A 23,057-nucleotide genomic window follows, 5' to 3' on the forward strand; every position below is an offset into this window, starting at 1 on the left:
AAGCTGACCACGCTCCGCCCCGAGCAGGCCGCCTACATCGGCGTCGAGGTCGAGGGCCCGTACAAGCCGGACCACTACCGCTACTGATCGGCTACGGAGGCTGATCCACCCCGAAGACCAGGCCCCCGCCTATCCCCCGGGTGGGGGCCTGACCTTTCCCCGCTTTCCCGCTTTTCCCGCGCCCCGCCCATGCCCTCACTGGCCGTCAGCACTGGCCGTCAGCGCATCGACGCGACGGCCCACTCCGAGGCCACTGCCACTGCGACGCCGACCCCCAGCACCGCCGTGGCCACTCGCGTACGCCCCTGTCGGCTGAGCACGAGCGCGCTGCCCGAGAGGATCAGCGCGATGCCGTAGAAGCCCATGGTCAGCACCGAGTGCGTGCTGCCGAGCCGCAGCACCAGGGTGGCGCCCACGGCGATCATGATGACCGCAGAGAGAGCTATCCGTATACGGCGTGCCTGACGTGGTGTGAGCCCCTGCCGCTCCGGGCTCGAATTGGCTTCTGACATGCCCGAAGACTAGCCGTCGAGTCTCCGCGTGGGCCGCACCGGGCCGACTTGTGATCCGCTCTGGTCACGCACCGCGTGCACTGCCGACCTCGGCCGTCCACAGCGGCGCGATGCCGGTGAGCTGGCAGGCCATCAGATAGAGGGGGATCGGCGGGGTGTAGGGGCTGGTGCCGTCGGGCCGGCGGATCAGTCGCGGTTTCGTCGCCGGTACATATGCACCGCGGGCGTAGTGCGAGGGCAGCGGCCAGGTCAGCTCGAGGTCCGAGCCGGCGGGCACGATCCACCACCACCAGTCATTGTCCGCGAATACACAGCCGTTCCGCGGCAGACGCCCAAGGAGCCGGAATCCGTACCGGGCGGGCACGCCCACGGCGTCGCAGCCCAGCGTGGCCGGCAGCGCGGGCGGCAGAATCAGCCTGGTCATCCGGCGCTCGCCGGCACGGCGGCGGCCCCGCGAGAGGGCGGTGGCCAGGTTCTTCAGCGTGGCCAGGTTCTTCATCATGGACTCTCCGACCAGTACGGCACTTCCGTTCCGTACGGCAGTTCGTCCTCGTGCGGCAGTTCCGCCCACACCATGCGGCCCGGGCCGAGGTGCGACTCGTGCGAACCCCAGGCGCTGCTCAGGGACTCGACCAGCAGCAGCCCGCGTCCGCGTTCCTCGTCGATGGCGCGGCACACGTGCGGGCCGGTGGGTGCGGAACCCTGGTCGTGCACGGAGATGCGCAAGCGCTCAATGCCGTTGAGCAGTTCGCAGGCGACCAGATGACCGGCGGTGTGCACGACCGCGTTGGTGACCAGTTCGGAGATGACCAGCATCGCCGTGTCGTGGATATCGCCGCCTATGCCCCAGTGGTGCAGCCGCTGGCGGGCGAGCTTTCTGGCACTGGCGACAAATTCGACGCGCGCCGGTAGCTCGAAGCCGTACCGGTGATGAGGAGCCCCCAGGCACGGGTCCAGGTGCCATGGAGTGAGCGCGTCACGGTTCACACGGCCACTCTCTCCCTGCAGGACGCACATTGGCAAGACCCACTCTGAAAATTGCAGAGTGGGCATATTCATCACTGTGGGGGCGTGGCACACTGCTCGCAACAGCACAGGGGGAGGTCTGGGAGTGAGCGAACCGCGGTCCGCCCCAACCGTGGGTCAGGTCGTTCTCGGTAAGCGCTTGCAGGATCTGCGGGAGCGGGCCGGTCTCAGGCGTGAAGAGGCCGCCAAGGTGCTGCGTGTCGCCGCGGGCACGATCCGCAGGATGGAGACGGCCGAGGTCGCGCTCAAAATCCCTTATGTCCAGCTTCTGTTGAACGCATACGGGATCACGGACGACGAGGCGCGCGGGTTTATCGAGCTGGCCGAAGAGGCCAATAAGCCGGGCTGGTGGCAGCGCTTCCATGACGTACTGCCGGGCTGGTTCAGCATGTACGTCAGCTTGGAGGGCGCGGCCGGCCTCATCCGCGCGTACGAACCGCACTTTGTGCCCGGCCTGCTGCAGACGGAGGACTACGCCCGGGCGATCATGCGCGGCGGAGCCGTCGGGCGGACCGATCCGGCGGACATCGACCGCCATGTGGCGCTGCGGATGGAACGCCAGTCCCTGCTCACCAGACCCGGCGCACCCAGGCTCTGGGTAATCATGGACGAGACGGTGTTCCGCCGGCCCGTCGGCGGTCCCGGCGTCATGCGGGCGCAGATCGACCGGCTGCTCGAAGGCGCCGAACTGCCCCATGTCACTCTGCAGATAGCGGAGTTCGCGACCGGACACCACCCCGGCACCTATGGGCCGTTCGTCCTCTTCCGTTTCGCCGTCCCCGAGCTCCCGGACATGGTCTACAGCGAGTATCTGACCGGCGCCGTCTATCTGGACGCGCGCCCCGAGGTCGCATCGCATCTTGAGGTCCTGGACCGCATGGCTGCGCAGGCCGCGACTGCACAACGTACGAAGGAGATCCTCAGGGATCTCCGCGAGGAGCTGTGAATGGATCGCATATACAACGGCATGCCCGCGGCCGAGCTGGGTGCCGAGGGCTGGCACAAGCCGTGGAGCGGCGGCAACGGCGGCAACTGCTTCGAGACCATGAAGCTCGCCGACGGCAGGGTCGCGGTGCGTCAGTCCGCCGACCCCGACGGCCCCGCGCTGATCTACACCTCCGGCGAGATCGCCGCGTTCATTCAGGGGGCCAAGTCGGGGAAGGCGGACTTTCTTCTCACCTGATTCCTCGGCCGCCGCTCACCGGCCGAGACACGTGGAGCGACATGCGGGCGTCGCCCGCAAGGCCTGGTCAGCCCGCCGTGGCCCCCTTCGCCGCTCCCGGCGGGAGCAGCGTCGTGAGGAACGACTTCGGCGCCGAGACATTCCCGGCCGAGTCGAGCGTCCGGTACTCGATCGTGTGCGTTCCGTAGTCGGGAGTGGCCTCGTCCCACGGCACCGCGCGCGTCCTTCCGAGCTTGCCGTAGACCAGATCGTCGATGGCAGTGCCGCTCGGGGTGAAGCGGAAGGGCGCGTCGGCGTCCGTCGGCCAGCCGTAGTACGTCTGCCAGCCGTCACCGTCGACCCTGAACTGCGTCACCACGGAGCCGGCCCGGTCGTCGCGGGCCGTCAGCTTCATCGTGAAGGGTCCGTCGTAGACGTACTCCACCGGCCTGCCGGGCCGGTGCACCGTACGCAGGGGCTTCGAGAGCGCGTACGCCGCCGTCGCCGGGACCGCGTCCACCGTCCAGGTCAGTGTGGACGGCGTACCGGCGATACGGGCCGTGAGCCGGTGTGTGCCGGGTCGCAGCCGCAGCGCGCCCAGGTCGAGATCGCGGTCGTTGCCCGGGTCGGCCAGTGGGCGGCCGTCGAGCGTCCAGCGGACCGTCGGAGTCCGGTCGACGGGATGTGTGGTGTCGGCGTACACGACCGACTCCGAGCCCACCGGGGCCGTGGTGTCGGTGTGACCGGTGAAGGCGGCCCCGACAGGCTCGCGCGGGGTGGTGACGGCCGTGTCAACGGTCCAGGCGACGGTGCGGGTCAGCGCCGCGGACGCGCGGATCGCCGGGTCGCGCACGAACGGAGTGGGGTCGGTGACCGTGGCCGTCAGTGTGTGCGTGCCGCGGGCCGGGTGGAGCCGCCGTAGATCGAGCGTGCGGGCGTCGCCGGTGGAGTGCAGCGGACGGCCGTCGAGCCGCCATACGACATCGAGTTCACCGCCGACCGGATGCAGCGTGTCCACCCACACCGTCCGGTCGTCGCCGATCGCGGCGGTGTTCGGTGTGTGTCCCTGGACAAGGTTCACCTTGGCGGAGATCTTCTGCACCATCACCTCGCGCTCGACCTGGTCGAAGGGGTAGCCGAGGGTCTTCATGATCGAGTGCTTGCTGGGCCGCCAGACGCCCTTGGTGCTGTACATCCCGCCCTCGAACCGTCCGATGACTCCGCCCGACTCGCTCCTCTCGCCCAGCCAGCGCCACCACTTGGCGCGCTGCTGCTTCATCTGCTCCTCCGTGAGCAGGGTGTGGTGGACGGAGGAGGGCTCGCCGCCGCTGTACGCACCGCCGGGGACACCGCGCGCGTAGTAGTCGTACTCGTCCTGGAGCTTGCCCAGCGAGTGGCCGATCTCGTGCGGGGTGATCAGCGAGGAGAGCGCGTTGCCGCCGGAGGCCGTGGCATAGGTGCCGCCGGCGCCGCCGTAGGTGTCGCTGTTGGCGAGGGCCACGATCTGCCGGTTCGCGTTCGCGGAGCCGGGGACCAGGTCGGCGAGCGCCGTCGCCGAACCGCTGTCGACGGTGAGCAGCCGCTGCACACTGTCGGCGTCGCAGCCGCCCCAGAAGCCCATGTTCAGGGCCGTGTCGCGGCGCGGTGAGTTCAGACCCGGGTCGCAGTCCACACCCGACTCGGCGGAGGGCACCTCCACCGCCCACACATTGACGTAGGAGCGGTACGAGGCGAACGGCTCGGTGGACCAGAGCACATTGAGGTGCTTCTCGACATCGGCGCGGAACGCCGGCATCTCGTCGGCGGTGTAGCCGTCGCCGAGAACGATGATGTTGAAGCGCTTGTCGGCGGGGCCTGTGGTCTGCACGGGGACGACGGTGGCCTGGGCGGTCACCGGCTCCTCGGCCGCGCCGGACGGGGTTGCCGTGCCCAGGAGGCAGGCGGCGACAAGGGTCCCCACGGTGGTGAGCAGGGTGGCCGCTCTTCGGGGGCGTATACCGGGTGAGGTCATGGGGCCGGAGCGTACGACTCTGCCCAACGAGCGGTAAAGGCAGCAGAGTTGGCCATGCGGCCGCAGTGACGGCGCAGTGCGATCCGCAGCAGCTCGGCGCCGCTGTTGTCCGGGACGCTGTCCTGTTAACTTGGCGCAGGCGCTGGGTGGAAGCGCTTTCTATGCAGTCCGAGCCGACGAGGTAAGCGGGATGCCCAAGCCAGGAAGAGGCCGGTCAGAGACAAGATCCGGAAGGTGGCCGATGCGAAATCCAGCCCGTCCGGCGATCGAGGACAAGCGCGGTCCAAGGCCGCGCAAGCCGCTGAAGGTGCCCGGTCACGGTAGAAGAGGGCTCCTCGCGGCAGCGCTCGCAGTGGCCTTGCTGCCCTTGACGCTCGCACCCGCGGGAAGCGCAGGCGCGACCGACACATCCGGTCATGTACTGCCCAGCCTCAAGCGGAACCTGATCGCGTACTACGACTTCGGGCACCCGGTGCACGGCAACCGTGCCCGGGAGCGTGACCGGGAGCGTGACCGGGGCCGGTCCGGCACCGATATCCAGTTGGTCAACGGCGGTTCACGGATGCGGGTGCGGGATCGTGACCGCGGTCGTGTTCTGCAGACCCAGCAGGTCTCACCCACCACCAAGGGCAACGACGACTGGAAGGCCGGCGTCTACGGCCCGACCGGTGTGCCCACCCTGCACGCCTTCAACGGCGTCCGCGAGACGACCGTCATGGGTTGGTTCAAGATGACCGGCGAGAACCCCAGCCCCAACTCCGGCTCCGACAACCCGGACGACCGATACGGCGCGATCGGACTGGCAGGCATCCTCAACGGCACCTCGCAAGGCCATGACGTACGGGCCCTCCTCGAACTCATGACGGTCAACGGCGAGATGAAGGTCGTGGCCCTCGGTCGGCGCGTCGACGGCGCCAGTTCGCAGACCTTCGCCGCCGACGCCGACTGGAGGACGCTGCTGCCCCAGGACACATGGGTGTTCCTCGCGGCGACCTTCGACTACGACAACGGCACCATGGCCCTCTACCGCAACGGCCGCCCGGTGCCCGGCTTCTACACCCTCACCGGCGATCCGTGGGCCGTCGAAGGACCGCCGGAACCCGACGTGGCCTCGCCGACCGACCCGCGCGGCATCAAGATCGGCGGCAGCTATCCGCAGAACAACAAGGAGGCCAACCCCTGCAACTGCCGGATGGACGACCTGATGTTCCTCGACCGGGCCCTCACCCCGGGCGAGATCCGGGCCCAGTACCGGCGGACCACGTAGGGGGCGCACCGTACGCAGTCCCGAGGCTCCTGGTCGCGCCGCTCGGCCCGGCCGTGATCCGCTACGACCGGACCGCCTGGGCGGCACGCGTTCCGACCTGCCGGCCGTAACGACGACGCAGTACGCAGCCGGCGAGCACCGCGCCGGCTGCGACCGCGTACGCCGTGGTGCCCACCGCCTCCGGCTCGGCGTCCATGTGCACGGTGACGTACTTCGCCGCGCCCGCCACGGCGACACCCAGCCACTCCCACCGGCCGTCGAGGGCGACCAGCGCCACCAGCAGCAGCGCGTACCAGGAGTAGCCCGGAGTCAGCAGCAGAAAGGCGGTGCCGGTGACCAACAAGGCGCCGCTCCAGGGGCGTTCGGAATCGCCACGCCGCAGCACCTGCACGACGACCACCAGCATCACGACGATCACCGCGGCAGGCGCCCAGTCGTCCGGCAGCACAAGACGCAGCAGGGCATAGCGGTTGCGGGCGGAGGGGTCGTCGTACCCCTCCTCCTCCACATAGCCGCCGAGGAAACCGAAGACCGAGCCGTCGGAGACGAGGACGTACGGCAGATAGCTCAGCGCCACCACCGCGGCGGCCGGCAACAGCACCGCCGCCGCGTCCCGCACCCGCCGAACGCCGGACAGCGCGCCCGGCAGCACCACGGCAGGCAGCAGCTTGGTCACGATCGCCGCGCCGAGCAGCGCCCCGCCGAGGATGCGCCGCCGGACCACGACACCCAATGCCACCACCGTCAGGAGCACGCCGAGCACATCGGCATGCGCGTTGTTCACCGCCTCGATCGGCACGATCGGGCACCACGCCCAGTACGCCGCATGCCGTGGATCGCCGCGCCGCCGCAGGACCAGCAGCAGCGCCGCGGTGGTGCCCAGCGCCAGCAGAGCGCCGCCCGTCTGCAGCCCCTTGTGCCGTACACCGTCCGGCGACAGCGCGTGGACGAGCAGGAAGTACCCTTCCGCCACCGGCGGGTAGATGGTGTGCACCTGCGGCCGGTTGAGCCGGGTGCAGTGGATCTCGCCCGCGGGACCGGAGATCCGCACCCGCTCGGGCAGCGCGCACGCCGTCCCGGTCGGGAAGAGCCAGTCGTCGCGGAGCCCGGCGAGCGCGGGATCGGCGGGTGCGTGGTCGTACGGCGAGATCCCGGCCGCCTGCACCCTGCCGTCCCAGGCGTAGCGGTACGAGTCGGTGCTGGTGCGCGGGGGAGCGAGAAGCCCGGTCGCGGTCACCGCGATACCGCCCGCGACGACGAGGACCACGGCATGGCGCACCGGAGTCTTGCGAACCGCGAAGAGCGCCGCGGCGAACAGCACCCAGCAGGCTGCGTACCACCAGGAGAGAGCGGCAGGATCGTCGATATAGCCGTCCTTGCGGATGGTCAGGGCGAGAACGGCCGTCAGGGCCGCGAGCAGGGTGCCGGCGGCGAGAGTACGCGGGTTGATCACAGGCTCAGCGTCGCAGCCGGGACCGACCCGGACCGCGCGCCGCCCCCTGACGTCCGCATTCCGTAAGGTGTTGGACCCGTCCGCGCGGCCCGTCGCGGAGGTCTTATGGAGACATGAAGCTCCGACCACCCCGAACGCCTCGACCGCCCCGGATCCCCGCACCGGTCCTCCCGGCCTTCTCGGGCAGGCTGCACGACGCCCGCACGGCCACCTCGATCGGCCGCTGGCTGGGCGGGGCGATCGTCGTGTGCTTTGTGACCGGGGTGATCAGCCACTATCTGCAGCACCCGCCGGACTGGCTCGTGGACGTGCTGCCGAGCCGTCCGTCGTGGGGCTATCGAGTGACCCAGGGCCTGCATGTGGCGAGCGGGATCGCGGCGATCCCGCTGCTGTTCGCCAAGCTGTGGACCGTCTATCCGCGGCTGTTCGTATGGCCGCCGCTGAGGTCGGTGCGGCATGCGCTGGAGCGGCTGTCCGTCGCGGTGCTGGTCGCGGCCGCTGTCTTCCAGCTCTTCGCCGGGCTGCTCAACACCGTGCAGTGGTACCCGTGGCCGTTCTCCTTCGTACCCGTGCACTTCGCCGTCGCCTGGCTGCTCCTCGGTGCGGTCGTCCTGCATGTCGCGGTCAAGTACCCGGAGATCAGGGCGCATTGGAGCATACGCTCGCCCGGGACACTCGAACTCCCGGAGGCGGACGGACCGGACCGCCGTTCCCTGCTGACCGGCGTCGCGGCGGCGGTCGGCGCGGTCACGTTGACGACCGTCGGCCAGTCCCTCACCCCGCTGAAGCGCTTCGACCTGCTCGCACCACGACACCCGGACCACGGCCCGCAGGGCCTGGCGGTCAACCGGACGGCGGCCGCAGCCGGGGTGACGCGGCTGTCCGCCTCGGACTGGCGGCTCACGGTGCTCGGCAGACACTCGTACGAACTCACTCTCGACGAACTCGCCGCACTGCCCCAGTACACCGTGACCCTCCCCATCGCTTGTGTGGAGGGCTGGAGCAAGTCCGCCGAGTGGACCGGCGTACGCGTCCGTGACCTGCTGGAACGGGCCGGAGCGCGGCCCGACGCGGCGGTACGGGTGGTGTCGCTGGAGCGGCGTGGCGCGTACCGCGTGATGGAGATGGGCAGCGGCTACACCCGTGATCCGCTCACCCTGCTCGCCCTGCGCCTCAATGGCCAGGTGCTCTCCCCCGACCACGGCTACCCGGCGCGCATCATCGCCCCGAACCGCCCGGGCGTACTGCAGACGAAGTGGGTCACCAGGATGGAGGTCATGTGATGCGGATCGTGACGGGCGGGGTGGGCCTCGCGCTGATGGCCGTCGGCGCGTCACTTCTGGTGACGGGCGGGCAGCTGAAGGACGTGGCGCTCTGGCTGGCGGGCGCGATCGTCCTGCACGACGGGGTCGTTGCGCCGCTGGTGCTCGGCACCGGCCTGCTGCTGGCGGCCGTCCCTGCCCGCGGCACGGTCCGCGGCGCACTGGTGGTGGCCGGCTGCCTGACGGTGATCGCGCTGCCGGTACTGCTGAGGCCGGGGGCGCCGAAGAACGCCTCCGTGCTGCCGCTGGACTATCTGCGCAACTGGCTGATCGCACTGGCGGCGGTGGCAGTGCTCACGGGCGTACTGCTGGTGGGGATGCGGGTGCTGCGCCGATGGACGGCCTGCCGCCGCGCGCCACGTGGCTGAATCCGCGGCGAACTGGTCGCCGGCCCACGGGACATGGGTGTGTGCCTGGGCAGGGCAGACCGCCAGGTGGCAGCAGCAGCGCCGAGTCGTGCGGTGGCAGGCCACGTCGAGCAGGCAGCAGCCGACCGGTATCGGTCCGCCGCGCGGCTGCACCACGCCACGGCCGAGCGGCCGGCCCGGGTTTGGCCGACTGTCCAGCAGACCTGGGTCCAGCCGACGCCGGCCCGGCCCGGGTATGGCAGCCGGTCCAGCCGATCCGGGCCCGGCCGCCGGTCCAGCCGATCCGGGTCCGGCCGCCGCAGGCCAGGGCGTGTTCCGGAAGTAGCGCCGTTCGCCCGCAGGGCGGGCGGGACTTCTAAAACACGCCCTGGGCGGGGCGCAGCGCGACGAAGGTACGCCCGGCGGCCGTCCAGCGGTCGACCCCCGACTCCGGCACCGCCCAGCCGGCCTCCCGCGCATACCGGAGCAGCGCGGGAGTGCCGAGGCGGGCCCACGGGAACGCCGAGCCCTGTGCGCTGCCGCCGTCGAAGACGCGGACCTGGACGCGTTCGTCCACATCGAGCGGGTTGGTCTCCACGAGCAGCACACCGTCCTCGGCGACGAGGCGGGACACGCGGGCCAGCAGGGCGCGGGGGTCACCGCCTATGCCGATATTGCCGTCGATGAGCAGCGCCGTACCCCAACTCCCTTCGCGGGGAAGCGGATCGAAGACGGAGCGATGCAGCGCGCTGCCGCCCGTCCGTACCGTGCGGGCAACCGCCTCTGGGCTCACATCGATGCCCAGCGTCGGCCGCCCCAGCTCGGCGAGCGCCGCGACGAGACGGCCCGGGCCGCAGCCGATGTCGAGCACCGCGCCTCGGCAGCGCTCCAGCACGGTCAGATCGGCGGCGTCCGGCGCGGCGCACCAGCGTTCCACCTCCAGCGGCAGCAGCCAGCCGTCGGGGCGGCGCAGAAAGAGCGGGCCGCGGCCGGTGCGCAGAGCGTCGGTGTACGGATCGGCCTGCCAGGCGGGCGCGGTCATCGCGCCCCGGACCCGGCGAGCGCGGCGAGGGTCGCGGCGAACCGGGTGTGCGGGGTCTCGGCCGCGACCAGCCGGGCGTCTTCCGCCGTGTCGACGTCCCGCAGCAGCGGCAGATCACTCACCGTCAGCCCGGCATCGGTGAGCCGCTCTCGCTGTACGGCACCGGTCCTGGACGCGGACATCGGCACCCCGAGCAGCAGCGCGGGATCCGGCTCGGCCAGCCCGAGCGCCCAGAACCCGCCGTCGTCGGCCGGACCGAAGGATGCCTCTCCGTCGCCCAACTCCAGTCCGAGGGTGAGGAGTTCAACTGTCACTTGTGGGGTGTCCATTCCGATCAGCAGGCTGGGTCCGTCGCAGAGCCCGAAGGCATGGGCGAGCCGGGAGTCGAGCCCGCCCGCGCACTGCGGTACGACCTCGATGCCGGCCGGCAGCCAGTCGCCGGGTACACCGTCGAGTACAAGGACCCGTCGGCGTGCGGGCGTGGCGAGCACGACGTCGAGGGTGTCGAGGAGAGCGGCCTCGGCGAGACAGGCGGCTTCGGCGGGGGAGTACGCGGGGGTGAGCCGGGTCTTCACCCGGCCGGGTACGGGGGCCTTGGCGATGACGAGCAGCGTGCCCGCGGATGAGGAACTCATCGCACACCACCCCCGACCCCGCGCGCCGACGGCTCCGCGAGCACCGCACGCATGTCCCGTACCGCCTGCCAGGTGCCCCGCCACGTCCCCGTCACCTTCGACTTTCCCGATCTCGGCAGATACGGGACATCCACCTCCGTCACCCGCCAGCCCGCGTCCGCCGCGCGGACCACCATCTGGAGCGGGTAGCCGCTGCGCCGGTCGGTCAGGGCCAGGGCGAGCAGATCCTCGCGGCGTGCGGCCCGCAGTGGGCCCAGATCGCGCAGTCGCAGCCCGGTGCGCCGGCGCAGCATCCGCGACAGCGCCAGATTCCCGGCCCGCGCATGCGGCGGCCATGCCCCGCGGGTCTGCGGCCGCCGTCGGCCCAGTACCAAGTCGCTCTCGCCGTCCGCCACTTGGCGTACAAAACCGGTCAGCAGCCCCGGATCCAGTGAGGCGTCACAGTCGCAGAAGCAGACATACTCCGCCTCCGCCGCCAGTAGCCCCGCATGGCACGCGGCCCCGAAGCCGCGCCGCCCTTCGTACACCACCTTCGCGCCCAGCCCGCGGGCGATCCGGTCCGAGTCGTCCGTCGAGCCGTTGTCCACCACGATCGCCCGCCATCCGTCCGGGATCCGCTCAAGCACCCACGGCAGCGCCTCGGCCTCGTTCAGACACGGAAGTACGACATCCACGCCGCCGCCCGTCATGACACGCCACCCCGCAGCCCGCTCGCGGCGAACTCCGCCATCCCTTCCGCGAAGCCGACCCGCGCCTTCCAGCCGAGCTCGGCCCTGATCCGTCGCGAGTCCGCGGTGATGTGCCGTACGTCGCCCAGCCGGAACTCCCCGGTGACCACGGGCGCAGGACCGCCGTGCGCCGCGGCCAGCGCGCCCGCCATCTCACCGACCGTGTGCGGCGTCCCGCTGCCCGTGTTGTACGCGGTCAGCACTCCCGCCTCGCGGCCGTGTACCGCCTCCAGTGCGAGCGCGTTCGCGTCCGCCACGTCCCGTACATGGACGAAGTCCCGCCGCTGGTGGCCGTCCTCGAAGACCCGCGGCGCCTCACCCCGCTCCAGCGCGGACCGGAAGAACGAGGCCACCCCCGCGTACGGCGTGTCGCGTGGCATCCCCGGCCCGTACACATTGTGGTAGCGCAGCGCCACGGCCCGCCCGCCCGTGCCCCGGGCCCACGCCGCGGCCAGATGCTCCTGGGCCAGCTTTGTCGTCGCGTACACATTGCGCGGGTCCGTCGGAGCGTCCTCGCCGACCAGACCGGACGTCAGCTCCGCGCCACAGTCGGGGCAGCGGGGCTCGAAGCGCCCGGCCGCGAGATCGCCGCCCGCGCGCGGTCCCGGCCGCACCTGCCCGTGGCGCGGGCAGTCGTAGCGGCCCTCGCCGTAGACCACCATGGAGCCCGCCAGCACGAGTTCCGTGACATCGGCCTCGGCCATGGCCGTCAGCAGGACGGCCGTCCCGAGATCGTTGCAGGCCACGTACTCCGGTGCGTCCGCGAAGTCCTTGCCGAGGCCGACCATGGCCGCCTGGTGGCAGACCGCGTCCACGCCGCGCAGCGCGCGCGCCGTCACCGCCCGGTCGCGGACGTCTCCGTGGATCCATTCGGCGTCGGGCATCGGCGGGGGTTCCGGATGGGCCGCCGGGAGCAGGGCGTCGAGCACGACCGGGTCATGGCCGAGAGCGGCGAGAGCCGCGACGATGTGCGAGCCGATGAAGCCCGCGCCTCCTGTGACGAGTACACGCATAGCTGCGACGCTACGGGCCGAAGCCCTGCTCACCGGCGTTGCGCGCCGTGCCGTCACAGGTCCGTAAGGAGTTCAGCCCTACGGCACGGTCGGGCGCCGGTCGGACGCCGGTCGGACGGGTGAGGCCGGGATGCCCGGCCGTACGGCTGTCGCGACCTGGTGCGCCCGGTCGTGGGTGACTGCCATGGTCCGGGTGGCCTCGTACTCTGCTACTTTCCTGAGGCGAGAAACCGGTTTCTCAACCGTGCGGGCTAAGGAGAGCGTCCTGATGGTTGCCTCGAAGCGTGCCAAAAGGGTCACAATCGCCGATGTCGCACGGGAGGCCGGGGCCTCTGTCGCGACCGTCTCCCGCGTACTGAACGGCGTGGACACCGTCGCTCCCGACCTCGCCGAGCGCGTCAGGACAGCCATCGGCGATCTGGGCTACCGGCCCAGCGCCGCCGCCCAGGGCCTCGCGCGCGGCCGCTCCGGCACCATCGGTGTGCTCGTCCCCGATCTCGCGAACCCCTACTTCCACGACATCATCAAATCCGTCTCCGTCGTGGCCCGGGACGCCGGCAGCCGCGTCCTGGTGATGGACTCCAACGAAGACCCGGACGTGGAACGGGAGCTGACCGAGGACCTGATCCGTTACGCGGACGGGCTGCTGCTCTGCTCGCCCCGGATGCCGCGCGCCGACCTCGCCGCGCTGGCCGGCCGCGGCACCCCCATGCTGGTCACCAACCGCCAGGTCGCGGGCCTGGCACTGCACTCGATCACAGTGGACTTCTTCCGAGGGATCATGGCCGTCTGCGGGCATCTGGCACAGCTCGGACACCGCAAGGTCGTCTATCTCGAGGGCCCGGAGCACGCCTGGGCCAACGGCGAGCGGCTGCGCGCCCTTTCAGGTGCCGAAGCCTTCGGCCTCGAGGTGCACTCGGTGCCCTGCGGATCCACCACCGACGAGGGCTACGCGGCGGCTCCCGCGGCCCTGGAGAGCGGCGCCACGGCCGTGATCGCGTACAACGACTTCGTCGCGCTCGGCGTGCTCGCCCGCTTCTGCGAACTGGGTGTCAAGGTGCCCGACGACATGTCGCTGACCGGCTTCGACGAGATCGACATGGCTCGCTTCTCCGCGCCGCCGCTGACCACGGTAGCGGTTCCGCGGGACCGGCTGGGCCAGATCGCGGGCGAGGCGCTCGGCCGCATCATGGGCGGCGACGAGGACGTCGAGCCCGCAACAGTCCCTGTTGAACTGCGAGTTCGCAGTTCAACCGGCGCACTCTCTTGACACGGCTCCTGGCGGGGTGGACCTTGTTCGGGCACAGGGCCGAGTAAGCGCTATCTCATCAGAGGGGTGCGAGTCGCCATGTCCCGTCAACTGCGCCACCGTTCAGCAAGGATCGCGCTCGCGGGACTGCTGCTCGCCGTGGCAGCCGCCGGCTGCGGCGCGCCCGGCAACGGGGACTCCGGATCAAAGGGCGAGTCCCCGCGGAAGATCCCCGCGAAGCCCAGCAAGCCGGTGACGCTCGACATCCTGGATGTCGCGGGAAACCTGCAGCTGACCCAAGGCATGATCGACGAGTTCGTCGAAAAGCACCCTGACATCATCGGCAAAGTCACCTACTCCAAGGGCCCGGCCCCCGACCTCGCGGGCAAGATCAAGGCGCAGCAGCAGGCAGGCCGCGTCCAGATCGATCTCGTACTCACCGGAACGGACGGCCTCGCCGCCGGGCTCTCGCAGAAGCTGTGGAGCTCCATGACGGAGCACCAGTCGCTCATCGGCACCCCGGACTATCTCGAGCCGGCCGCCGAGATGCAGAAGCTCGCGCAGGGCCAGGGCACCGCGATCGTCTACTACCCTTCGGGCCCGCTCGTCGAGTTCAACCCCGACAAGGTCAAGAACCCGCCGAAAAGCCCCGCGGAACTCCTCGCCTGGGCCAAGGCGCACCCCAAGAAGTTCCAGTACGCCGACCCGGCCAACTCAGGCCCCGGCCGCACCTTCCTGATGGGACTGCCGTACCTGCTGGGCGACAAGGACCCCGGGGATCCGGTGAAGGGCTGGGACAAGACCTGGGCGTACCTCAAGGAACTGGACAAGTACGTCGGCGTCTACGGCTCGGGCACCACCGAGACCATGAAGAACCTCGCCTCCGGCCAGCACGACATGGTGATGTCGACGACCGGCTGGTACATCAACCCGCGTGCGCTCGGCACCGTGCCGAAGAAGATGAAGGCCGGGCACTTCGACAGGATGACCTGGGTGACCGACGCGCAGTACGCCGTGGTCCCCAAGGGTGTCGACGCCGACACCATGTCCGCGGCGCTCCAGCTGGTCAAGTGGATGCTCACGCCCGAGCAGCAGGCCAAGGCGTACGACGACGGCTACTTCTACCCCGGGCCCGCGATCAAGAACGTGCCGGTCACGATGGCGCCGCAGAAGTCGCAGAACACACTGAAGGAGTTCGGCGTCCCGGAGTTCGACCGGTGGATCGACCAGTTCCCGAAGAAGCCGTCGCTGCCGGCCGAGCAGCAGGTCAAGGCATTCGACATGTGGAACCGCGAAGTCGCGGGCCGGTAAAGGGGATCAGGGGATGTCCCGTTTCTCCACGCTCAGCCTGGACAAGGTGTCCCGCAGCTTCGGCCGCCACGCGGCGCTGCGGGAACTGGAACTCGAGATCCGGGGTGGCGAGTTCGTCGCACTCCTCGGGCCATCCGGCTGCGGCAAGTCCACCGCCCTGAACTGTCTGGCCGGGCTTCTCCCGCTCACCGGCGGCGCGATCAGGCTCGATGACGAGCGGATCGACCGGATCGCGCCGGAGCGGCGAGGCTTCGGCATGGTCTTCCAGAACTACGCGCTCTTTCCGCACCTCACCGTCCGCGGCAATGTCTCCTTCGGTCTGAAGATGGCCAAGGTGCCGAAGGCGGACATCGCCCGCCGGGCGGACCGGGCGCTGGAGTTGGTGCAGCTGACCGAGCACGCCCACAAGCGGCCCGGCCAGCTCTCCGGCGGCCAGCAGCAGCGCGTTGCGATCGCCCGCGCGATCGTGCTGGAGCCGCGGCTGGTCCTCATGGACGAGCCGCTCTCCAACCTCGATGCCTCGCTGCGTCTGGAGATGCGCACCGAGATCCGGCGTCTGCACCAGAGCCTGGGGCTGACGACGGTGTACGTCACCCACGACCAGGAGGAGGCGCTGTCTCTCGCCGACCGCCTCGTCGTACTGCGCGACGGGATCATGCAGCAGGTCGGCACGCCCGAGGAGGTGTACGGCAGGCCCGCGAATCGCTATGTCGCCGGCTTCATGGGGTACCGCAACATGCTGGACGTCACGGTCGCGTCGGCGACCGGCGACCGGCTCTCGCTCCGGCTCGCCGACGCGCAGCTGACGGGCCTGGACCGCGACGCGCTCGCGGCGGGCGGCCGCGGCGTCGCGGCGATACGACCCGAGGACCTGGATGTCGCGGGGGAGAACGCCGACGGGCGCATCCCGGCGTGCATCGAGGTCGTCGAGTACCACGGCCGTGAACTCGCCGTACAGGCACGGTTGTCGGACGGCCAGCAGGTCCATTTCCGCACCGGCGGCAGGCTTGCGCCAGGAGACCGGGTGGATCTGGCGGCGGCGCCCGAGCGGGTCCTGGTCTTCGCCTCGGAGGGCGAGCGGCCGCCGCAGCCGGTCAAGGACGTCCCGCGCCAGAAGGCGGTGACGTCATGAGGCAGCGGCCGATCGGCTGGACGGGAGGGCCGATCGGCCGTGTCGCACAGCTTGTGGGCACGACCGGCCGTGCGAGAGGGCAGGTCGTCCGGGCGCACAGGCTCCTCGACGCCGCACCAGGCGCAGGCCCGTTGTGCTCCGGACGCACAGCAGGGGTGAGGCCATGACCTCCACACCCGCCGCCACGCGGACCCGCCTCGCGCTGCGGCATCGGCTTGCCGAGCGTGGCGTCGACCGGACGCTGATTCTCCTCGCGCCCGGCGCCCTCTTTCTCGTACTCCTCTTCTGCTACCCCTTCCTCTACGGCCTCCAGCTCTCCTTCCAGCCGCAGGAAGGCGGCGGCGCGCTCGCCAACTACCGGGAGTTCTTCTCCGACCCGTATCTGCGCGAGACGATCTGGATCACCCTCGAACTGGCCGTGCCCGTCGCCCTGGTGAACTGTCTCGCCGCCGTCCCCGTCGCCTTCCGCACCCGTGGCACCTTCCGTGGCCGTCGGCTCGTCACCACCCTGCTGGTCATGCCGATCACGCTCGGCACCGTTCTCACCGCCGAGGGCCTGCTCGGCTATCTCGGCCCGAACGGCTGGCTGAACAAAGCCCTGTTGGGCATCGGCGTCATCGACGAGCCACTCACGCTGGTGCACAACTACTGGGGCGTGTTCGCCTCCTTGGTGATCACCGGCTTTCCCTTCTCCTATCTGCTCACGCTCTCCTATCTCACCGGTATCGACCCAAGCCTCGAGCAGGCGGCGGCCACGCTCGGGGCGAACCGGCGGCAGCGGTTCCGTCATGTGATGCTGCCGCTGCTCGCCCCGGGACTTGCGATCACCTTCTGTCTCTCGTTCGTCCTGGCCTTCGCGGTCTTCCCGTCGGCGCAGCTCGTCGGTGACCCGCGCGGGAGTACGCATGTGATCTCGATCGAGGCGTACCAGGCGGCCTTCCAGAAGTTCGACTACTCCCTCGGCTCGGCGATCGCGATGGTGATGGCCGCGGTGATGCTCATGGTCGTGATCCTGGTGCTCGCGTGGCGCTCGATGCTGTACCGCGGCTCAACGGGAGGCAAGGGCTGATGGCCGAACTCCTGGACACCCACGATCCGGTGACCGCGCCCACCCCGGAGAAAAAGTCGGTACGCAAGAAGCACCGCTTCGGACGCCCCGTCACCTGGGTGACCGGGCTCGTCTTCGGCTTCTTCTTCATCAACCTCGCCGGAGTCATCGGCGTACCGCTGGTCGACTCCTTCGGCACCCGCTGGTTCACCAGCTGGCTGCCGGACGGCTGGACGACGAAGTGGTACGGCTCGGCCTGGCGCGAGTTCTCCCTCGGCCAGGTCTTCTGGACCACCGCTCTGGCCTCCGTACTCGTCGTCGGTATCTCGGTTCTCGTCGGTGTCCCGGCCGCGTACGCTCTCGCCCGCCGTGACTTCCCCGGCAAACGGCTGGTGCTGCTGCTGTTCCTGCTGCCGATCCTGGTCCCGCCAATCACCTACGGCATCCCCCTCGCGACGGTGCTCTACAAGTTCCAGCTGGCCGGCACGCTCACCGGAGTGGTGCTGGCCAATCTGGTGCCTTCGGTGCCCTTCGTGGTGCTGACGATGACGCCGTTCATCGAGCAGATCGATCCGCGTATCGAGGCGGCGGCCCGGATGTGCGGGGCCGGGACGCGCGCGGTTCTGCTGCGGATCCTGGCGCCCCTGCTCGTGCCGGGCATTCTCGCCGCGTCCGTCCTCGTCCTGGTCAGGACCGTCGGCATGTTCGAGCTGACCTTCCTCACCGCGGGCCCCGACAGCCAGACCCTCATCGTGGCGCTCTACTACGCGGTGTTCTCCGCAGGTATCCGTACCCAGCAGTCCATCGACGCGATGGCCGTGATGTACACGCTGTCGATGTTGGTGCTGCTGGTGATCGCGCTGCGCTTTGTGAACCCGACGCAGTTGGTGACCCGCGTGAAGGAGGACCGGACCGCCCGCTGACCTCGCTCGCTTCCGTTCCTCACCCGGCCCTGCCCCCACCCCCGATGGAGAGGTGTTGTGTCATGCGTCCGCACCACTCGCGCCGTTCGGCCCTGGAGGCCGGCGGCGTGCTCGCAGCGGGCACGCTGCTGCCCACGGCCGCCGCCGGCCGTGCCGATGCCGCCCCTGGCGACGCCGAATCCGGCTGCCACGACGGCTGGAGACAGGTGCCCCGCATCCTCGCCCGGATCCGTCCGCCCACATTCCGCAGGCGGTGTTTCGACATCACCGACTACGGGGCGGTGGGGGACGGGCTGACGAAGAACACGGCCGCCATACGCGCCGCGATCGCCGACTGTCACCGTGCGGGCGGCGGCCATGTCGTGGTCCCGGCCGGCACCTTCCTGACCGGTGCGATCCATCTGCGCAGCAATGTGGATCTCCATGTCGGCGAGGGCGCCACGCTCGCCTTCAGCCCCGACCCGGCCGACTACCTGCCCGCCGTGCTCACCCGCTGGGAGGGCACCGAGTGCTACAACTACTCGCCCTTCATCTACGCCTACGGGCAGCAGAACGTCGGCGTCACCGGCCGCGGCACGCTCAACGGCCAGGCGCGGCTCGGCCCATGGGAGAGCTGGTACCGCACCAGCGGTCTGCAGGGTCCGGACCAGAAGCTGCTGCGCCGGATGGGCTCCACCGGCGTACCCGTCAAGGAACGGATCTTCGGCGCCGGCCACTGTCTTCGGCCCAAGATGGTGCAGTTCAACCGCTGCCGCAATGTGCTGGTCAGTGATCTCACGATCGTCGATCCGCCGATGTGGACCGTGCATCCGGTCCTCTCCACCAATGTGACGGTCCGCAACATCACCGTCGAGAGCATCCTCTACAACACCGACGGCTGCGATCCTGAATCCTCCAGTTACGTCCATATCAGCGGCTGCCGTTTCCATACCAATGACGACTGCATCGCGGTGAAGTCCGGCCGGGACGAGGACGGCCACCGGGTCGGTGTACCGAGCGAGAACATCGTCGTCCAGGACTGCGCCTTCTCCGGCCGGTGGGGCGGCATCACGGTCGGCAGCGAGATGTCCGGCGGCGTACGGAACGTCTTCGCCGAGCGATGCCGGGTCAATGCCCCTGATTTCCCCGGGCATTACCCGGTGAAGTATCCGCTCTACGTCAAGGCGAGCAAGAAGCGCGGCAGCTATATCGACGGTGTGTACGTGCGGAAACTCACCGGACGCGCCGTGGACCGGGAAGTCGTCTTCGTCACCATGGCCTACAACGGCGGCGAGGGCGGCACACTGCCCGTCTCCGTACGGAACATCCATCTCTCCGAGATACAGATCGACGGCGCACGCGCGGTCCTCAACCTGGTGGGTCTGGAGACGGACCGGCTGTCCGGCGTCCATCTGTCGCACTGCATCTTCACCGGGGTCCGCGGCCCGGACACCGTCGCCTTCACCGACGACCTGACCTTTCACAAGGTGTCCGTGAACGGGACCCGAGCAGCAGACGGAAGCGATGAAGCGGCTGATCCGGAGCGGACTCGACGAGGCCTGATCGCCGTAACCCGCCCGAAGGACTGAGAGGTGACCTCCGTGCAGCCGTTCCCGACGAACCGACGCTCCTTCCTCACCTACGCGGGCGCTGCGGCCGCGGCCGCGATCCTCCCGTCGGTGATCTCGGCCGAGACGGTCGCGGCGGCCGAGGCCACCGTGACCGGACTCGCCCGCGACCCCTGGGACAGGGTCCCGGACATCCTCGCCCGCATCCGCCCGCCCACGTTCCACCGGCGGCGCTTCGACATCACCGACCACGGCGCGGTCGGCGACGGCGTCACCAAGAACACCGAAGCCTTCAGACGCGCGATCAAGGCCTGTCACACGGCCGGCGGCGGCCATGTGATCGTGCCGCCCGGCCGATTTCTCACCGGCGCGATCCATCTGCGCAGCAATGTGGACCTGCATGTGGAGGAAGGAGCCACGGTCCTCTTCTCGATGGACCCGGCGGACTATCTGCCGGTGGTGCTGACCCGCTGGGAAGGCACCGAGTGCTACAACTATTCGTCCTTCATCTACGCCTACGGGCAGAAGAACCTCGCCATCACCGGCAAGGGCACCCTCGACGGCCAGGGCATGGACGGCCCCTGGAAGAGCTGGCGCGACCCGGGCGGCAACGCTCTGATCGACCAGGCCGAGCTGCGCCGTATGGGCACCGAGGGCGTGCCGGTCAAGGAGCGGGTCTTCGGCGCCGGGCACCATCTGCGGCCAAACATGATCCAGTTCTACAACTGCCGCAACATCCTGCTGCAGGATGTCACCGTCCTCGAACCTCCCATGTGGACCATCCATCCGGTGCTCTGCCGCAATGTCACGCTGAAGGACGTCGATGTCGTCGGCCGGATCAACAACAGCGACGGCGTGGACCCCGAATGCTGCTCCGACGTCCTGATCACCGGCTGCCGCTTCCACACCGAGGACGACTCGATCGCGGTCAAGTCAGGCCGGGACGAGGACGGTCTCAGGGTCGGCGTGCCCAGCGAGAACATCGTTGTACGCGACTGTGTCTTCTCCGGCCGTTGGGGCGGTATCGCCGTCGGCAGCGAGATGTCCGGCGGCGTACGGAACGTCTTCGCCGAGGACTGCCGCATCAATCCGCTCGACTTCCCCGGCCGCTTCAACCCCCGCCACCCGGTCTTCATCAAGACCAACAAAAAGCGCGGCGGCTCCATCGACGGCGTGTACGTCCGGCGGTTCACCGGCCGCGCCATCGACCGGGACTGCATCTACCTGACCACGCGCTACAGCAATCAGGAAGGCAGCCGTCCGGCGATCATCCGCAACATCAAGGTCGAGGACATGGTCCACGACGGGGCCCGCCGTGCCATCAATCTCGAGGGCCTGGAGTCCGATCCCTTCGTAGGCGTCCATATCGAGCGCTGCGAATTCACCAATATGGCCAACCCCAACATCATCGGCCCTGCGCGGGACTCGACCATCCGCAAGGTCTTCGTCAATGGAACCGAGGTGACGTACCCATGAGGCGCCGCACCGTCTCCTTCGCCTGGACAGCCGTCCTTTCGCTCCTGTGCGGGCTGCTGCTGTCGGCCCCGTCCGCCGCCCGGCCCAAGCCCGAACCGGTCGCACAGGCGGACCCCGCTGTCGCCGCGCAGAACCCTCCGCGCGAGGCCATGCTGCGCAATGCCACCGCCGGACTCTTCCTGCACTGGGGCATGTTCACCCGGCCCATCCACAAGGACTGCAAGGAGTGGGAGAAGGCCGTCACCGACGGCGGCTGGAACGCCGACTACTGGGTCGACGAGGCGAAGAAGCTCAAGGCGAGCTACATAGTCCTCGCGACCTTCCACTCGCGCCTCGGCTACGCCCGCCCCTGGCCGTCCAGGATCCCCGGCAGCTGCTCCACCGAGCGCGACATCCTCGGCGAGCTCATCAAGGCCGCGAACGCCAAAGGTCTCAAGGTCATCCTCTATATGACCGACGACCCGCAGTGGCACAAGGAACAGGGCTTCGAGACTCTCGACTCCCAGGCCTACTCCGCCTACAAGGGCCGCGATGTCGACCTCACCCAGCGCCCGGGCTTCGGTGAGTTCTCGTACGACAACTTCTTCGAGGTCATGGCCAACTATCCGAAGCTGTCCGGGTTCTGGATCGACAACGACAACGCGTACTGGGAAGAGAACAAGCTCTACGAGCAGATCCGGGAGAAGCGCCCGGACATGACGCTCAGCAACAACAATGAGGACACCACGATCATGGACATGGTGTCCCATGAGCAGAAGACCGGGATGACACCGACGTACGACCAGCCGTCGGCGATCTGGACCCCGATGCCGCGGCTGACCGAGTCCTGTTACAAGGTCCCCGACTCGGGCTCCTGGTGGTACGACGGCCAGGACCGGCCTGTCACCACGGGACTCAACGTCGGCCGCTATGTCGCCAACGCAGGAACGTCGATCAAGTCCCTGATGGACCTCACCGCCATGGTCGACGGCACATTCCCGCCCCAGCAGCAGAAGTTCACCGACTATATGCAGAACTATCTCCCGCCGATCTGGAAGTCGCTCTCCGGAGTCGAGGGCGGCGGTTACATGTACGGCGGGATGCAGCCGGGCGCCTGGAACAACGGCGCCTACGGCTACCTTACGATCAGCAGGACCGACCGCACCCGGCAGTACGTCCATGTCACCACTCGGCCGACGAGCGGTGACGAGGTGAAAATCCGCGACAACGGCTATCGCGTCAAGCGGGTCACCGATCTGCGGACCGGCAAGCGCATGAAGTTCGACCAGCAGGGCGGCAGCCTCACCATCAAGGGCATCACTGCGTGGGACCCGTACGACACGGTCTTCAGTGTCGACACCGGCCGGAACCGCGAAGGCGTCTACCCGACGGGACGGGTCAAGGCGAGCGAGTCGGCGATCGCCGACGGCGACTTCACCACGTACTACGACAACAAGGGTGTTCTTCCCGTGGCGCTGACCCTGGACCTCGGCAAGGTCAGGAGGGCCCAGTACCTGGCGATCAACCAGCGCGAGTGGTCGCCCACCTACAACAGGGAGACCTTCGGCAGGGCCGAGGACTCCGCCCGCATCAAGGACTACACGGTCTCGGTGAGCAACGACGGCGCGACCTGGCGTCAGGTCGAGGCAGGCGTCCTGGAGAGCGCCCGCGGGACCCGCTTCCTCGACCTCGGGGTCCGCGCGCGCTACATCAAGCTGGACGTCGACAGCACCTGGTCGAAGGAGACCGTGCCCCGGTTCTACAAGCAGCTGCAGATCGACGAGATCCAGGTGGGGTACGCCTACCCGCGCAGCCACGGCCACCACTGAGGGGGCGGTGCCGGTGTGCCCGGGTGTGGGTCCCGGGCACACCGG

At 69.3% G+C, this 23,057-nt stretch carries 23 protein-coding genes; 14 read left to right on the forward strand and 9 right to left on the reverse strand.

Annotation, left to right across the window (positions count from 1 at the left end; translation table 11 throughout):
• Positions 1-87 (forward strand): adenosylhomocysteinase (locus tag ACFYXH_RS32915; RefSeq protein ID WP_362693304.1); only part of this gene is annotated, 87 nt, incomplete at its 5' end.
• Positions 88-218: 131 nt separating this feature from the next.
• Here the strand turns inward: ACFYXH_RS32915 and ACFYXH_RS32920 are convergent.
• The 3 genes from ACFYXH_RS32920 to ACFYXH_RS32930 all read right to left on the reverse strand — a co-directional run bounded on the left by ACFYXH_RS32920 (position 219) and on the right by ACFYXH_RS32930 (position 1,499).
• Positions 219-512: a hypothetical protein gene (locus tag ACFYXH_RS32920; RefSeq protein ID WP_326653826.1), complete on the reverse strand. Its 294-nt coding sequence runs from the start codon at positions 510-512 to the stop codon at positions 219-221.
• 64 nt (positions 513-576) lie between these two features.
• The gene (locus ACFYXH_RS32925) at positions 577-1,014 is read right to left on the reverse strand and encodes a hypothetical protein (RefSeq protein ID WP_389570817.1); all 438 of its coding nucleotides are present in this window, start codon (positions 1,012-1,014) and stop codon (positions 577-579) included.
• The gene (locus ACFYXH_RS32930; protein ID WP_389570820.1) at positions 1,011-1,499 is read right to left on the reverse strand and encodes an ATP-binding protein; all 489 of its coding nucleotides are present in this window, start codon (positions 1,497-1,499) and stop codon (positions 1,011-1,013) included. The genes ACFYXH_RS32925 and ACFYXH_RS32930 overlap by 4 nt, the downstream gene beginning before the upstream one ends.
• A 124-nt stretch (positions 1,500-1,623) precedes the next feature.
• Between ACFYXH_RS32930 and ACFYXH_RS32935 the strand changes: the two genes are divergently transcribed.
• Both ACFYXH_RS32935 and ACFYXH_RS32940 read left to right on the forward strand, forming a co-directional pair.
• Positions 1,624-2,484, forward strand: a complete 861-nt coding sequence (locus ACFYXH_RS32935; protein ID WP_389570823.1) for a helix-turn-helix domain-containing protein — start codon at positions 1,624-1,626, stop codon at positions 2,482-2,484.
• Positions 2,485-2,721 carry a DUF397 domain-containing protein gene (locus ACFYXH_RS32940; RefSeq protein ID WP_326653830.1) on the forward strand — a complete coding sequence of 79 codons (237 nt, stop codon included), beginning with the start codon at positions 2,485-2,487 and terminating at the stop codon, positions 2,719-2,721.
• A 67-nt stretch (positions 2,722-2,788) separates the two neighbouring features.
• On the opposite strand, the gene ACFYXH_RS32945 is transcribed toward ACFYXH_RS32940, so the two are convergent.
• Positions 2,789-4,711 carry a M64 family metallopeptidase gene (locus tag ACFYXH_RS32945; RefSeq protein WP_389570827.1) on the reverse strand — a complete coding sequence of 641 codons (1,923 nt, stop codon included), beginning with the start codon at positions 4,709-4,711 and terminating at the stop codon, positions 2,789-2,791.
• Positions 4,712-4,952: 241 nt separating this feature from the next.
• On the opposite strand from ACFYXH_RS32945, the gene ACFYXH_RS32950 reads away from it, so the two are divergent.
• Complete coding sequence (locus ACFYXH_RS32950) at positions 4,953-5,978, forward strand: LamG-like jellyroll fold domain-containing protein (protein WP_389570829.1); 1,026 nt, start codon at positions 4,953-4,955, stop codon at positions 5,976-5,978.
• A 61-nt stretch (positions 5,979-6,039) separates the two neighbouring features.
• Here the strand turns inward: ACFYXH_RS32950 and ACFYXH_RS32955 are convergent, their stop codons facing one another.
• Positions 6,040-7,431 carry a glycosyltransferase 87 family protein gene (locus ACFYXH_RS32955; RefSeq protein ID WP_389570832.1) on the reverse strand — a complete coding sequence of 464 codons (1,392 nt, stop codon included), beginning with the start codon at positions 7,429-7,431 and terminating at the stop codon, positions 6,040-6,042.
• A 113-nt stretch (positions 7,432-7,544) separates the two neighbouring features.
• Here ACFYXH_RS32955 and ACFYXH_RS32960 point away from each other — a divergent pair, with 113 nt between their 5' ends.
• Positions 7,545-8,714, forward strand: a complete 1,170-nt coding sequence (locus ACFYXH_RS32960; protein ID WP_389570835.1) for a molybdopterin-dependent oxidoreductase — start codon at positions 7,545-7,547, stop codon at positions 8,712-8,714.
• Entirely contained in the window at positions 8,714-9,121 is a 408-nt protein-coding gene (locus ACFYXH_RS32965) for a hypothetical protein (protein WP_389570837.1), read from the forward strand. The genes ACFYXH_RS32960 and ACFYXH_RS32965 overlap by 1 nt, the downstream gene beginning before the upstream one ends.
• A gap of 355 nt (positions 9,122-9,476) precedes the next feature.
• On the opposite strand, the gene ACFYXH_RS32970 is transcribed toward ACFYXH_RS32965, so the two are convergent.
• From ACFYXH_RS32970 to ACFYXH_RS32985, 4 genes are read right to left on the reverse strand one after another with little or no spacing between them, the layout of a single operon-like run.
• Positions 9,477-10,142, reverse strand: a complete 666-nt coding sequence (locus tag ACFYXH_RS32970) for a methyltransferase domain-containing protein (protein WP_389570840.1) — start codon at positions 10,140-10,142, stop codon at positions 9,477-9,479.
• Entirely contained in the window at positions 10,139-10,777 is a 639-nt protein-coding gene (locus tag ACFYXH_RS32975; protein WP_389570843.1) for a DUF2064 domain-containing protein, read from the reverse strand. The genes ACFYXH_RS32970 and ACFYXH_RS32975 overlap by 4 nt, the downstream gene beginning before the upstream one ends.
• On the reverse strand, positions 10,774-11,466 hold the full coding sequence (locus tag ACFYXH_RS32980; RefSeq protein ID WP_385311266.1) for a glycosyltransferase family 2 protein: 693 nt from the start codon (positions 11,464-11,466) through the stop codon (positions 10,774-10,776). The genes ACFYXH_RS32975 and ACFYXH_RS32980 overlap by 4 nt, the downstream gene beginning before the upstream one ends.
• Positions 11,463-12,518: an NAD-dependent epimerase/dehydratase family protein gene (locus ACFYXH_RS32985; RefSeq protein ID WP_389570845.1), complete on the reverse strand. Its 1,056-nt coding sequence runs from the start codon at positions 12,516-12,518 to the stop codon at positions 11,463-11,465. The genes ACFYXH_RS32980 and ACFYXH_RS32985 overlap by 4 nt, the downstream gene beginning before the upstream one ends.
• A gap of 268 nt (positions 12,519-12,786) precedes the next feature.
• Between ACFYXH_RS32985 and ACFYXH_RS32990 the strand changes: the two genes are divergently transcribed.
• The 8 genes from ACFYXH_RS32990 (at position 12,787) to ACFYXH_RS33025 (ending at position 23,012) form a co-directional block, all read left to right on the forward strand.
• Positions 12,787-13,788 carry a LacI family DNA-binding transcriptional regulator gene (locus tag ACFYXH_RS32990; RefSeq protein WP_389570848.1) on the forward strand — a complete coding sequence of 334 codons (1,002 nt, stop codon included), beginning with the start codon at positions 12,787-12,789 and terminating at the stop codon, positions 13,786-13,788.
• Positions 13,789-13,866: 78 nt separating this feature from the next.
• Positions 13,867-15,078 carry an ABC transporter substrate-binding protein gene (locus ACFYXH_RS32995; RefSeq protein ID WP_389570851.1) on the forward strand — a complete coding sequence of 404 codons (1,212 nt, stop codon included), beginning with the start codon at positions 13,867-13,869 and terminating at the stop codon, positions 15,076-15,078.
• Between the two features lie 13 nt (positions 15,079-15,091).
• Positions 15,092-16,210, forward strand: coding sequence for an ABC transporter ATP-binding protein (locus tag ACFYXH_RS33000; protein ID WP_389570854.1), 1,119 nt, complete (start codon positions 15,092-15,094; stop codon positions 16,208-16,210).
• A gap of 163 nt (positions 16,211-16,373) precedes the next feature.
• Positions 16,374-17,279 carry an ABC transporter permease gene (locus ACFYXH_RS33005; RefSeq protein ID WP_389570857.1) on the forward strand — a complete coding sequence of 302 codons (906 nt, stop codon included), beginning with the start codon at positions 16,374-16,376 and terminating at the stop codon, positions 17,277-17,279.
• Positions 17,279-18,181: an ABC transporter permease gene (locus ACFYXH_RS33010; protein ID WP_389570859.1), complete on the forward strand. Its 903-nt coding sequence runs from the start codon at positions 17,279-17,281 to the stop codon at positions 18,179-18,181. The genes ACFYXH_RS33005 and ACFYXH_RS33010 overlap by 1 nt, the downstream gene beginning before the upstream one ends.
• Positions 18,182-18,243: 62 nt before the next feature.
• A complete protein-coding gene (locus ACFYXH_RS33015; protein ID WP_389570862.1) occupies positions 18,244-19,749 on the forward strand; it encodes a glycoside hydrolase family 28 protein in 1,506 nt (501 codons plus the stop codon).
• 3 nt (positions 19,750-19,752) lie between these two features.
• Positions 19,753-21,204 (forward strand): glycoside hydrolase family 28 protein, encoded by a 1,452-nt coding sequence (locus tag ACFYXH_RS33020; protein WP_389570864.1) that lies wholly within the window; start codon positions 19,753-19,755, stop codon positions 21,202-21,204.
• Entirely contained in the window at positions 21,201-23,012 is a 1,812-nt protein-coding gene (locus ACFYXH_RS33025) for an alpha-L-fucosidase (protein WP_389570867.1), read from the forward strand. Before ACFYXH_RS33020 ends, ACFYXH_RS33025 begins: the two co-directional genes overlap by 4 nt.
• Positions 23,013-23,057 lie beyond the last annotated feature (45 nt).

Source organism: Streptomyces sp. NPDC002730 (assembly GCF_042888805.1).
In the GTDB taxonomy this organism is placed as follows: Bacteria; Actinomycetota; Actinomycetes; order Streptomycetales; family Streptomycetaceae; genus Streptomyces.

Coding starts and splice junctions, on each gene's coding strand:
- ACFYXH_RS32920 (WP_326653826.1), bottom strand. CDS start 512: ATGTCAGAAGCCAATTCGAGCCCGGAGCGGCAGGGGCTCACACCACGT.
- ACFYXH_RS32925 (WP_389570817.1), bottom strand. CDS start 1,014: ATGATGAAGAACCTGGCCACGCTGAAGAACCTGGCCACCGCCCTCTCG.
- ACFYXH_RS32940 (WP_326653830.1), top strand. CDS start 2,485: ATGGATCGCATATACAACGGCATGCCCGCGGCCGAGCTGGGTGCCGAG.
- ACFYXH_RS32945 (WP_389570827.1), bottom strand. CDS start 4,711: ATGACCTCACCCGGTATACGCCCCCGAAGAGCGGCCACCCTGCTCACC.
- ACFYXH_RS32950 (WP_389570829.1), top strand. CDS start 4,953: ATGCGAAATCCAGCCCGTCCGGCGATCGAGGACAAGCGCGGTCCAAGG.
- ACFYXH_RS32960 (WP_389570835.1), top strand. CDS start 7,545: ATGAAGCTCCGACCACCCCGAACGCCTCGACCGCCCCGGATCCCCGCA.
- ACFYXH_RS32965 (WP_389570837.1), top strand. CDS start 8,714: ATGCGGATCGTGACGGGCGGGGTGGGCCTCGCGCTGATGGCCGTCGGC.
- ACFYXH_RS32970 (WP_389570840.1), bottom strand. CDS start 10,142: ATGACCGCGCCCGCCTGGCAGGCCGATCCGTACACCGACGCTCTGCGC.
- ACFYXH_RS32975 (WP_389570843.1), bottom strand. CDS start 10,777: ATGAGTTCCTCATCCGCGGGCACGCTGCTCGTCATCGCCAAGGCCCCC.
- ACFYXH_RS32980 (WP_385311266.1), bottom strand. CDS start 11,466: ATGACGGGCGGCGGCGTGGATGTCGTACTTCCGTGTCTGAACGAGGCC.
- ACFYXH_RS32985 (WP_389570845.1), bottom strand. CDS start 12,518: ATGCGTGTACTCGTCACAGGAGGCGCGGGCTTCATCGGCTCGCACATC.
- ACFYXH_RS32990 (WP_389570848.1), top strand. CDS start 12,787: ATGGTTGCCTCGAAGCGTGCCAAAAGGGTCACAATCGCCGATGTCGCA.
- ACFYXH_RS32995 (WP_389570851.1), top strand. CDS start 13,867: ATGTCCCGTCAACTGCGCCACCGTTCAGCAAGGATCGCGCTCGCGGGA.
- ACFYXH_RS33000 (WP_389570854.1), top strand. CDS start 15,092: ATGTCCCGTTTCTCCACGCTCAGCCTGGACAAGGTGTCCCGCAGCTTC.
- ACFYXH_RS33005 (WP_389570857.1), top strand. CDS start 16,374: ATGACCTCCACACCCGCCGCCACGCGGACCCGCCTCGCGCTGCGGCAT.
- ACFYXH_RS33010 (WP_389570859.1), top strand. CDS start 17,279: ATGGCCGAACTCCTGGACACCCACGATCCGGTGACCGCGCCCACCCCG.
- ACFYXH_RS33015 (WP_389570862.1), top strand. CDS start 18,244: ATGCGTCCGCACCACTCGCGCCGTTCGGCCCTGGAGGCCGGCGGCGTG.
- ACFYXH_RS33025 (WP_389570867.1), top strand. CDS start 21,201: ATGAGGCGCCGCACCGTCTCCTTCGCCTGGACAGCCGTCCTTTCGCTC.